Origin of the sequence: Parabacteroides faecalis (genome assembly GCF_022809355.1) — a bacterium.
Taxonomy (GTDB): domain Bacteria; phylum Bacteroidota; class Bacteroidia; order Bacteroidales; family Tannerellaceae; genus Parabacteroides; species Parabacteroides faecalis.
This window is the reverse complement of sequence record NZ_JAKZMM010000038.1, coordinates 26029-38624: the sequence shown is the minus strand read 5'-3', so window position 1 is coordinate 38624 and position 12596 is coordinate 26029. Positions and strand designations below refer to the sequence as shown.

The window sequence follows — 12596 nt, the reverse complement described above, 5'->3', positions numbered from 1 at the left end:
GTCTTTGCTCAAGATTCCGTTATTTCCAGGTTCAAGTATTTTACTGACGGTATTCATTCTAAATACTTGTACTACTGTTGTATATGTAAATTTCTCAAAGAACTCCTATCATTCGTTTCTTTCGAAACGTGGTGCAAAGGTAAGGATTTTTATTTTTATCTTCCAAATTTTTCGAAAGTTTTTTTCGATTTATTTTTTCGGAAGTTTCTTTCGGAACGACTTCAGGACATTCGCTTGGATCTTCCAACCTCATCCCTCGGTTTCTATCTTTCCGGATTCCTCAACCCCTCTTTCATCATGTCACCACCGCATCTCTCGATTGCGGGTGCAAAAGTACTGCTGTAAAACATATAATCCAAATGTTTTTCCATCTTTTTTCAATTATTTTTTACTTTCATTGACTGTCAATGATTTACAAATGCACTTTTCCCCGTTCTTTTGGCTTCCTCTCTTTCTCTTTTATTTCACCTTTTCTAATTCTCAATTATCAATCCTCAATTATCAATTGACAAAAGGCCGGCGTGTTTTTATCATTTCACGCCGGCTTTTCAGCAAAAGACGCCGGCTTTTTATCATTTTATGCCTACCTTTCTAAATCAAATAAACGGGAATCGATTTCGATCCTCGCTGGATTTACTTTCGATTCCCGTTTATCTTGATTGGTATTCTTCTATTATATACCTACTATTACCATAGGCGATTTTTCTTTATACCCTTCACACACCTATTCATTCGCCTAACTATCAGTTACTTCCTGTGAAGGGTGTGAAGAAAGGTGATTATTCTTCTACAGGTTCACCAAAAAGAGTTGCTGAAGATGCTCTTTGGATTTTAACTCGAATGAATTGACCTACATGAAAATTCTTCTTATCGAAAATCACCACTTTATTCTGACTTGTACGTCCAAATAACTGCTCACGTGAACGCTTAGAATAACCCTCAATCAGTACTTCAAATACTTTTCCTATATCGCGCAGATTGCTTTCTTCTGATAATTTATTCTGCAAATCGATCATTTCCTGCAAACGACGTACTTTAACTTCTTCCGGAACATCATCTTCCAAATGCTTAGCAGCATACGTTCCCGGACGTTCTGAATATTTAAACAGATAGGCACTGTCGTAACCCACTTCACGCATCAATGATAATGTTTCCTGGAAATCTTCTTCCGTTTCCGAATGGAAGCCACAGAATAAATCGGTTGAAATCGCACACTCAGGCAATATTCTGCGAATAGCTGCAATCCGATCCAAATACCATTCACGAGTGTATTTACGATTCATCACTTTCAGAATTTTAGAGCTACCCGATTGAGCCGGCAAATGAATATACTGACATATATTCGGATACTTAGCAATTACATGCAATGTTTCGTCGCTCATATCTTTGGGATGAGACGTTACAAAACGAATACGCATGTTAGGAGCTTCGAGAGCAACTTTCTCCAATAAAGAAGAAAAATTCACTTGTTCGCCGTCCTGTTCATATAAATAAGAGTTGACATTCTGTCCCAGCAAGGTTACTTCTTTAAAACCTTTATCACGCATATCCCGAATTTCATTCAGAATACTATTCACTTCCCTACTGCGTTCGCGTCCGCGTGTATAAGGCACAATACAATAAGAACAGAAATTATTACAACCACGCATGATTGATACGAAACCCGAAATATGAACCCCCGGCAACTTCAGCGGCATTACATCTTTATAGGTTTCTTGTGTAGAAAGTTCTACATTAATAACCTGCTCTCCATTTTCAGCCGCAGCAATCAAATTAGGTAGATCCATGTATGAATCAGGACCTGCAACCAAATCCACGTGATGATTGGCTATCAAATCTTCTTTGACACGTTCGGCCATACAACCTAACACACCAACCAACAAATGTTTCTTTTTTCGCTTCAACGACTGGAAATACTGCAAACGCCCTAATACTTTCTGCTCAGCGTTGTCGCGGACAGAGCAAGTATTGACAAAAATTGCATCAGCATCCTGAATCTCTTCCGTCATTTCATAGCCAGCCATTTGCATAACAGATGCTACAACTTCACTGTCTGCCACATTCATTTGACAACCATACGTTTCGATAAAAAGCTTTTTTTCAACGTTTTCAGCAGCAGATTTTAAGTCTGCGCCATTTTCATTCTTTTCCATAATAAAACATCAATATTTAAAAGTATGTTAAATATAAAATTTTATCACAAATATATTTGCACAGCTCAAAAACAAGCTTTACATTTGCAATACGAAAAACGTAAATTTTTTCATAGTTAAGGTTTTGGTTTGAGTAAGGGTGGCTGTGAAGTTACCCTTATTCGTTTTTATAAAGGTTACTTTCTCTTTATTACTCAACAGAATATTATTCATAAATCCTCGCTAATTAAAAATTTCTATGTACATTTGGGAGTGCAAATATAGGGAAAAGTTATGGATAATCTTGGAGAAGTTATATACATTATAATATTAATAGCCTTTATAGCCAAAGGCTTGCTCAGTGCTGTCAAAAAAGCATTAACGCAGTCACCCGAAGAGCATTTACCTCCATTTAATCCACAACAAAAACCGCAAACAATCTCTCCAGCAGACAGACAGCCTAAAAGTATGCAGGAAAATCAGCCTGTAGAAAAGTCGTTGCTAGAAACAATCTTTGGTCCGGAAATACAGGAAACAGTTCCTCAAAAACCGGCCAAAAAGAAAAAGAACAAACAGAAAACGAAGAATATACAGCCGACTTACACGAAACAAAAAGAAGACAATCAGTTAGCTGATACAACAGAAATAGGCAATGAAGATTCGTTACCCAATATGGCGCCTTTTCAAAACGCAGATGATCTGAAGCGAGCAGTCATCTATTCTGAAATATTAAATCGGAAATACAGTTGATTATAGACGGTCCATTGTTGTTATTTTTGTAAGTTTGCAAACAAATTTAGAATATTACCTAAAATATAAATATCATGGCTTTAAAATTTATGACAGCAGAAGAAGCTGCTGCTTTCGTTCACAACGACGATAATGTGGGTTTCAGTGGTTTTACTCCCGCAGGATGCCCGAAAGTGGTTCCGGGCGCTATTGCCAGAAAGGCAATTGAAGAACACGAAAAAGGAAATCCATTTAAAATCGGTATGTTTACAGGTGCTTCTACAGGTGATAAACTGGATGGAGAACTGGCTCGTGCCAATGCAATTAAATTCCGTACTCCGTATCAATCGAATAAAGATTTGCGTAATGCGTTAAACGCACACCAAGCAGAATATTTCGATATGCACTTGTCGGAACTGGCACAGGACTTACGTTATGGCTTCTTAGGAAAAATCGATGTTGCCATTGTTGAAGCTGCCGATGTGACAGAAGATGGTGAAATCGTTCCGACTTGCGGTGTGGGTATTCTGCCTACAATCTGCCGTATGGCCGATCGCATCATCGTTGAATTAAATGACAAACATCCGAAGGAAATCCGTGGTATGCACGATATTTACGAACCGGCTGATCCTCCTTACCGTCGTGAAATCCCAGTATTTACTCCGTCAGACCGTATCGGTTTGCCGTATGTAAAGGTTGATCCGGCTAAAATCGTAGGTGTTGTTAAGACAAGCGAACCCAATGAAGGCAAACCTTTCGCTCCGCTAGATGATGTAACATTGGCTATCGGTAAGAATGTAGCAGATTTCTTGGTAAGCGAAATCCGTGCAGGCCGTCTGCCGAAAGAATTTGTTCCGGTACAAAGTGGTGTAGGCAACGTAGCCAACGCCGTATTGGGTTGCATGGGTGAAAACGAAGAAATCCCAGCATTCAACGTTTATACAGAAGTTATCCAGGATGCCGTTATCAAATTGATGAAAGAAGGTCGCGTTAAATTCGCCAGCGGTTGCTCTCTGTCAGTCAGCAACGAGGCAATCGACGATATTTACAGTCACCTTGATTTCTTCAAAGACAAGATTTTGTTGCGTCCGCAGGAAATTTCAAACAATCCGGAAGTGGCTCGCCGTCTGGGCTTGATCGCAATGAATACGGCTTTGGAAGCAGATATCTTCGGTAACGTTAACTCTACACACGTATTGGGTACGAAGATGATGAATGGTATCGGTGGTTCGGGCGACTTTACCCGTTCGGCTATGCTGTCAATCTTCACCACTCCTTCTACGGCTAAAGATGGTAAGATCAGTTCGTTTGTTCCGATGGTTTCTCACTTGGATCACAGCGAACACTCGGTTAAGATCATCATTACTGAATACGGTGTTGCCGACTTGCGTGGTAAATCACCTATCCAGCGTGCACGTTGCATCATCGACAACTGCGTTCATCCGGATTACCGTCCATTGCTGAACGAATACCTTGAAATGGGTATCAAGGGACAAACTCCGCAGAACTTGAAATGCTGTTTCGCTTTCCATGAAGAGTTTGCCAAGAGTGGCGATATGCACAATGTAAAATGGGAAGAATATAATAAGTAAATCGGTATCCTGACTGATTACTATCTGTGAAAAAGGTCTTTTCCGAAGTTTCGCAAAAGGCGGAACAACGGGAAAGACCTTTTTTATAAGCTTTTCACATGCACTTTTATTATATATATAATGTATCACAACATGAAAAAACTAAGTACATTCCTTTCTGGTGCAATGGCAATCCTCTTGGCAGGAAGTGCCTGTACCCAACGACCAAGCAACACGTATGTAGTTCACGGAATCTTACCTGATTCTACATACAATGGCGACACCATTTATTTATACGACCAAGCTTCCAACCAGAAAATAGACAGTGCGGTTATAACAAACAACTCGTTTACCTGCACCGGACAAGTCGATTCTGTCCGGATCATCTACACCGTAATACCCCATAAATATACTACCTTCATTTTGGAACCGGGCGAAATCTCAATCGACTTATCCAAGCCCAACCAGCCTTCCGGAACACCGCTTAATGATGAATACAACCGGCTGACCCAAATGAACGACAGCACACAGCAAATTCTCATCAAGGAAGTAACCGCTTTCCGCAATTCGCTGGATGTACCAGAATCAGAAAAGATCATCCAAGCTAGAGCCTATATGAACGAACATTTTATCCCGGCATGGGCCGAATCGATTTACGATTTTATCCAACGGAATCCGGATAATCTGGTTGGGAAAAGTGCCTTTCTAACATTACATTCCATGTACTTTTCACCTGAACAAATCATGGGAGGAGCCCGTCTACTTGGGGAGAAGATGAGAAAAGACAACGATGTGCAAGAAAGAGTCCAACAAGTAGAGGCATCACTGAATACAGCCGTCGGGAAACCTTTCGTAGATTTCAAGGCCGAACGCCCGGACGGAAGCGAGGCTTCGTTGTCCGACTATGTAGGACGTGGCTACAAGTTCGTCCTCGTCGATTTCTGGGCGAGCTGGTGTGGCCCTTGTCGGGAAGAAATTCCGAATATTGCACAAGTTTACGCCAAATACAAAAACCAAGGTTTGGAAGTGCTGAGCGTGGCGGTCTGGGACGAAAAGGAGAAATCCATCCAAGCCATCGAAGAGTTGAAGATGACCTGGCCTCAGCTTGTCAATGCGCAAAAACAGCCATTCGCCTTGTATGGTTTTGACTACGTACCGCTGATTATTTTATTTGCTCCGGATGGAACGATTCTGGCGCGTGACTTACGTGGCGAGGTATTGGAAGCCAAAATCAAAGAAGTTTTGACTAAGAAATAAGCAATTACTAACAGAAAAGCTATCAGAAGAAGTTATCTATTAAATAAAACCGCGGCGGTTCCCGAAAAGGACCGCCGCGGTTGTTATTTGAAAGACGCAACCCCAGGAATAGGCTACGTATGTTGCTTAATATTGAACGGTCAATATATCCCCTACTTTCAAGCTGACCGTGATCGTTCCATCCACTACCGGAAGGGAAATGGCTTTTTGGTTCACCAACAAGCTGAGAGGCGAAGCATCCTTACGCGGGAGTTTGATGTGGAAATCGCCTTCATGAGTAGCTTTCACCGTCATCCACTCGACTGCACCTTCTTTCCATTCTGCCGACACTTCGGCGCCACCCAAGGCTTTCAACCCCGAAAAACTGCCGTTTGCCCAAGCAGTAGGCAAAGCCGGAAGCACTTCTATACAACCATACTGACTTTGGAGCAACATCTCGGCCACACCGGCACAACCACCAAAGTTACCATCGATCTGGAAAGGAGGATGAGCACAGAAAAGATTCGGATACGTACCTCCACCGTTCACCATGTTGGTTTTAGTATCCACACAAGGACGCAACAAATCCGTCAACAACTTCCAGGCATGGTTGCCATCCCGCAAGCGCGCCCAGAAATTAATCTTCCACGCCATCGACCAACCTGTACTTTCATCACCCCGGGCAAGCAACGTCTTGCGTGCCGCTTCGGCCAGTTCGGGCGTCTTGTCCCATGAGATTTCATTCCCCGGATAGAGCCCATACAGATGGGAAACATGGCGGTGATGGGGTTCCACCTCCTCATATTCCTGCAACCACTCCATGATGCGTCCGTCACGCCCGATCGAAGTCGGCATCAAACGCGCCTTCTTGGCAACCAACACCTGGGCAAAGTCGCTATCCACACCCAAGATAGCAGCCGCATTGATCGTATTGGTAAACAACTCGCGAATGATCTGGTTGTCCATCGTCGAACCGGCGCAAATGCTGGCTGTATTCCCGTTCGGCAGGCGATAAGCATTCTCCGGCGAAGTGGTCGGAGCTGTCACCAAGTATTTCGTCTTCGGATCTTCTACCAGCATATCGACAAAGAACTGAGCCGCTCCACGCATGACCGGATAGACATCTGCCAGATAAGCCGAATCCCGTGTATATAAATAATGTGTATATAAATGCTCGCACAACCAAGCCGCCGAAGTATTGGTCGCACCCCACGACGGATGTTCGCCCGGAGCAGTAAACTCCCAGACATTCCCCAGAATATGCGTTACCCATCCTTTGGCATTATAATATGCCTTCGCCGTACGTTCGCCACTTGCCACCTGCTGCTTGGTTCACTCAATCAGCGGAAGATGCAATTCCGACAAGTTGGTTACCTCGGCCGGCCAATGATTCATCTGCAAATTAATATTCAGGTGATAATCGCCATTCCAAGGCGTATGGATCGTATTACACCATAAGCCCTGCAAATTAGGAGGCAGCAATCCTACACGGGTAGAAGAAATCAGCAAATACCGCCCGAACTGAAAATACAAAGCTTGCAAACTCGGATCATTCTTATCCTGGGCAAAAGCAGCCAAGCGGCGATCAATCGGCCAACTCTCCCGTTCGGAAGAACCCAAATCCAAGGTTACCCGATTGAAATATTGCTGATACGCCGAGATATGTTCACGCTCAAGCGTAGCATAAGTCTTTCCAGAAGCCTGCTCCAACAACCGGGAAACCTGTCCGGCATAATCCGGCTGGAAATAATCCGTTGCCATACTCACTAGCAAGATTGCCTCCGAGGCATCTTTAATCGAAACCCTTCCGTCTTGAGCCGTCATCGAACCACCTTTAGGCAACAACACACGAGCACAAGCAGCAAACTTCATTCCCCGACAAGCCGTTGTGTCTACTCCATCTGGCAACTGTCCTTCAAGCCACAAATCATTCCCTTCCAAGCGCAGCGAAACATATTCCGGACGATTCATGGTAAACGAGAAATTCAATGCCTTCTCTACGTCGGCTGTCAGATGAATCACCCCTACATCCTGCGTAAAAGAAGTAAACGATTCACGTACGAAAGAGACACCACCACGCTTGAAAGACGTTGTTGTCACCGCCTCCTGCAAATCCAGCTGTCTACGGTAATTGCTCACCGAATCAGTGGAAGCATACGTATAATCAATTTCCAGATTTCCGAACAACTGATAACTTCCGTAGGGAACATTCGCGCCATCGCCTTGACCGCTTCCGGCACCTTTACAAACAAAAGTCTGATACATCAACTGTTGCGCCTCATCATTCCGGCCTTCAAACAGCAAACGGCGAATAGCAGGCAGGGAATAACTAGCTTGCGGATTATCCGTATCCTGTTTACTACCCGACCATAGAGAAATTTCATTCAACACCACTTTCTCTTTTTCCAGACCACCATCCGGCATCATCCCCAGACGTCCGTTTCCCAAGGGAAAAGTCTCTTCCCACATCCGAGCTGGCCTATCGAAAAAATAGGCAGTCGAACTGGCTGTTTTTACTTTTACTTCCTTGCAAGCAAATAACCCGACAAGCAATAAAAAAGCACAACAGCCACCCATGATTTTCATTACTAGTTTTTTCATCTCTTATTTTGATTAAGTTAGAAACTCTGCATGTCGCACAATCGCTTATAATAACCATCCAGCTTCAATAAATCTTCATGGCATCCACGTTCCACGATCTCACCTTCGTGCATTACACATATTTCATCGGCATTCTTAATAGTCGACAAACGGTGTGCGATAACGATCGTCGTTCGGTTACGCATTAAATTTTCCAAGGCTTCCTGCACAAGATGTTCCGATTCCGTATCCAATGCCGAGGTTGCCTCGTCCAGAATCAAAATCGGCGGATTCTTCAAGATCGCCCGCGCAATACTGATACGCTGCCTTTGCCCACCGGACAATTTTCCTCCACGGTCACCAATATTGGTATCGTATCCATGCTCCGAAGCCATGATAAAATCGTGGGCATTGGCGATTTTGGCTGCTTCTTCCACTTGCTCCCGTGTGGCACCTTCCACACCAAAAGCAATATTATTGAAGAAAGTATCATTAAACAGAATCGCTTCCTGATTGACATTTCCCATCAAGCCACGCAGATCCACCAGTTTCACCTGACGGATATCCGTATCATCAATCGCTATCGAACCTTCCGTTACATCATAGAAACGAGGTAACAAATCAACTAACGTGCTCTTTCCCGAGCCCGACTGCCCTACTAAAGCCACCGTTTTACCTTTCGGAATCGTCAGATTAATTCCTTTCAGCACCCAATCATTCCGATAGCGGAACCAAACATTCCGATATTCGATAGCATGGGTAAATTTCACTGGCTTGGGTTGTTCCGGATCATTGATATCCGATTGAGCCATCAGAATTTTGTCGATTCGAGTCATTGAAGCCAAACCTTTCTGAATGGCATAGGCCGCCTTACTCAAATCTTTCGCCGGATTAATAATACTATAGAATATAACCAAATAATAAATAAAGGTAGCCGCATCAATCGAACTGTTATTGCTTAAGATTAATGAACCACCATACCATAAAACTACTGCGATCGTAGCCGTACCCAAAAATTCACTCATCGGATGAGCTATTTGCTGCCGACGATATACCCGTGTCGTTGTCTGACGAAACAGTTCGTTAGCCCGCTCAAAACGGTCTTGTATCTTTTTCTCAGCATTAAAAGCCTTGATAATACGCAAACCTCCTAAGGTTTCTTCGATCTGGCTCATCAAAGCGCCCCATTGCTGTTGTCCTTCCAACGAACGACGCTTCAACTTCTTCCCTACTTGTCCCATCACATAACCAGCAAAAGGCAATAGGATAAACACGAATAAAGTCAGCTGCCAACTGATCAGAATCATTCCGATCAAATAAATCGAAATCAGAATCGGGTTCTTGAACAACATATCCAAGGAACTCATAATTGAGGCTTCTATCTCATTCACATCACCGGAGACACGCGCCAAGATATCACCTTTCCGCTCTTCCGAGAAAAAGCCCAACGAAAGCTGCGTAATCTTCCGATTGATCTGATTGCGAATATCTCGTACAACACCTGTCCGGATAGGAATCATCATATAAAAGGCCAAATACATCGAAGCCACCTTCAAGAAAGTCATGACAACCAGAAAGACACCCAAGATAATCAGTGTAAACGAACCACCTTCACGTTCAATCAGATCACTTACAAACCAAAAGAAGTTATTCTTCCATATTTCCGGAAGAGCCTTCACCGAATCCCAATTAGCCCAGTCAACAACGACCGGCATATACGTATAAACACCTTTGTCTATCTTGAATAGAATCTGTAAAATCGGTATAATCAAGGCAAATGAGAATAAATTCAGAATGGCAGAAAGTATATTGAATAAAATATTACCCACTAAATACCTCTTATAAGGAGGGACAAAGCGCCTCAATATGCGCAGAAAATCTTTCATAAGCTTTACGATATTTGAATAAGTACTTTCTCTTCAACCCGTTCACAGGTTGGGATGAGTGTGCGAATTTATAAAATAATCCAATAATCAGCACTGCAATTCAGATACATTGAGTCGGTTTTATACAAATTATTCAACTTTTGAAAAGCTAATTGAGGCATTAGTACAACTGATTATTTGTTAATATGTAAAAACATTGTTCAAAAGTATCAAAAGGCAAATAGCTTTACGACATTATAAATAATCTGAATCAGCATATCATCGCACAATGCACCCCAAAAGGAGCAGAAAGCCTTCAAGCGTGAACACTTCAAAACAGGAGAAAGCAAAAATGTAGTATTGCTGGTTAACAAAAAGGAACTGGAATTAGATCAAAGGAATGGCAAATGGATGTTTGAACCGGGGGGGAAAATTTGAATTCATGATAGGTAATTCGTACGAATCGCTTCCATTAAAAATTTCTATATCTTTATAATAGCATGCTGTCTTTATAAGGAATCCTGGCTATATTTGCATACCATGAAATCAGACCTAAAGTTACAGATCAATTCAAAATAAATTATTCATTAAATGAACAGACTTATGAAAAAGCTAATCTTATTGATCACGCTCATTGGATGGATTGCTAATACTGCAATGTCCATCGAAATCAAACGTATGGAACCAGCATGTTGGTGGGTCGGAATGAAAAACCCAGAATTACAACTGATGGTCTATGGAGAAAATATTTCGGGTTCCGAAGTATCTATTGATTATCCTGGGGTTAAAATCAAGGAAGTGGTAAATGTGGAAAATCCCAATTACCTGTTCCTTTACCTCAATATATCCAATAAGACAACTCCGGGAGTACTGAATATAATTTTCCATAAAGGTAAGGAAACAACGGTTAAATCCATAGAACTAAAAGAAAGGAATCCCAAAACGGGAGCAGCAGGATTTACATCGGCAGATGTTATGTATCTAATTACACCTGATCGTTTCGCTAATGCGGATCCATCTAATGACAACTTAGACGATGTCAAAGTCAACCGTTCCAATCCCAATGCTCGTCATGGAGGTGATTTACGGGGAATTATCAACAAGCTGGATTATATTCGAGATTTAGGTTTCACTACCATTTGGTTAAATCCGGTATTGGAAAACAAAATGCCAGGTGGTTCATACCATGGATATGCCATCACCGATTTTTATCAGGTAGATCCTCGCTTAGGCAGTAATGAAGAATACATAGAGTTGGTAGACAAGGCACACGAAAAAGGAATGAAAGTCGTCATGGACATGATCTTCAATCATTGTGGTAGCTCACACTGGTGGATGAACGATTTACCTTGTTCTGATTGGCTGAACAATCAATCCCAATTCGTGCAAACAACTCATTACAAATGGACGTTGATGGATATACATGCGCCCCAATCCGAGAAGGACAGGCTTGTAAAAGGTTGGTTCAGCGTGGGTATGCCGGATTTAAACCAACAAAATAGGCACTTGGCCCGTTATCTGATTCAAAACAGTATTTGGTGGATCGAATATGCCCGGATTGATGGTATCCGACAAGATACGCATCCGTATGCCGACTACGACTTCATGGCAGAATGGTGTCAGGAAGTTGAAAAGGAATATCCGAACTTCAACATCGTGGGAGAAGCCTGGTATCCGAAGGGAAGTGCTTCTGCCTGGTGGCAACAAGGCTCGGCTCTCAATCATTCGGACAGTCATCTGAAGACAGTGATGGATTTCGATTTGACATTTACTAGCCAAAAGGCTTTTAACGAGAATTGTTCCAGCAATGAAGGATCAGAAGGCGGACTATTCAAGATTTATGAAGTAATTGCTCAGGATTTCTTATTCCCTAATCCGAATAACATTTTAATCTTTCTCGATAACCACGACATCAGCCGTTTCATGCAAAAGGATGAGAATGACCTACGCAGATATAAACAGGCCATTGCTTTCTTGCTGACAACCCGAGGTATTCCACAAATTTACTACGGGACAGAGATTCTGATGTACGGAAATAAGTCTGAAGGAGACGGAAATATCCGAAAAGACTTTCCTGGAGGTTGGACTGGTGATCCCGTTGACGCATTCATGTCTACCGGACGAACGGATCTGCAGAACCAAGCCTGGGATTATCTCAAGAGACTCTTGAACTGGAGAATACAATCCGAAGCTGTTACCACAGGTCAATTGATTCATTATACTCCTGATGAAAGCGGATGCTATGTTTATGCTCGTGTAAAAGGCAATCAAACTGTGCTTGTCGTGATGAATGGAACGAATGAAGATAGAACGCTAGAAATGAATCGCTTCCAAGAAGTTATACAAGGGAAACAAGCAGGAAAAGATGTAATCAGCGGCAAAACAATTGATATTGCGAACACAATGAACATTGCTGCCCGTGGTGTATATATTCTGGAATTATAAGAGTTTGCAGGTATCTGACAGCAGACTTTGCTGATATA

At 42.5% G+C, this 12596-nt stretch carries 7 protein-coding genes and 1 pseudogene; 5 read left to right on the top strand and 3 right to left on the bottom strand.

Annotated elements, in window-relative coordinates:
- On the top strand, positions 1-345 hold a 345-nt coding region (locus MUN53_RS13535), incomplete at its 5' end, for a hypothetical protein (RefSeq protein WP_243326025.1).
- Positions 346-779: 434 nt separating this feature from the next.
- Here MUN53_RS13535 and miaB read toward each other — a convergent pair.
- Positions 780-2153, bottom strand: coding sequence for a tRNA (N6-isopentenyl adenosine(37)-C2)-methylthiotransferase MiaB (miaB, locus tag MUN53_RS13530; protein WP_243326024.1), 1374 nt, complete (start codon positions 2151-2153; stop codon positions 780-782).
- A 273-nt stretch (positions 2154-2426) separates the two neighbouring features.
- On the opposite strand from miaB, the gene MUN53_RS13525 reads away from it, so the two are divergent.
- From MUN53_RS13525 to MUN53_RS13515, 3 genes are all read left to right on the top strand, one after another.
- Complete coding sequence (locus tag MUN53_RS13525) at positions 2427-2882, top strand: hypothetical protein (protein ID WP_243326023.1); 456 nt, start codon at positions 2427-2429, stop codon at positions 2880-2882.
- A 74-nt stretch (positions 2883-2956) separates the two neighbouring features.
- Complete coding sequence (locus tag MUN53_RS13520) at positions 2957-4453, top strand: acetyl-CoA hydrolase/transferase family protein (RefSeq protein ID WP_243326022.1); 1497 nt, start codon at positions 2957-2959, stop codon at positions 4451-4453.
- Positions 4454-4585: 132 nt separating this feature from the next.
- Entirely contained in the window at positions 4586-5689 is a 1104-nt protein-coding gene (locus tag MUN53_RS13515; protein WP_243326021.1) for a TlpA disulfide reductase family protein, read from the top strand.
- Positions 5690-5815: 126 nt separating this feature from the next.
- On the opposite strand, the pseudogene MUN53_RS13510 reads toward MUN53_RS13515, so the two are convergent.
- Positions 5816-8254, bottom strand: a pseudogene (locus tag MUN53_RS13510) (glycoside hydrolase family 95 protein).
- Between the two features lie 32 nt (positions 8255-8286).
- Positions 8287-10134, bottom strand: a complete 1848-nt coding sequence (locus MUN53_RS13505) for an ABC transporter ATP-binding protein (protein WP_243326020.1) — start codon at positions 10132-10134, stop codon at positions 8287-8289.
- A 582-nt stretch (positions 10135-10716) separates the two neighbouring features.
- On the opposite strand from MUN53_RS13505, the gene MUN53_RS13500 reads away from it, so the two are divergent.
- On the top strand, positions 10717-12558 hold the full coding sequence (locus tag MUN53_RS13500; RefSeq protein ID WP_243326019.1) for a glycoside hydrolase family 13 protein: 1842 nt from the start codon (positions 10717-10719) through the stop codon (positions 12556-12558).
- Positions 12559-12596 lie beyond the last annotated feature (38 nt).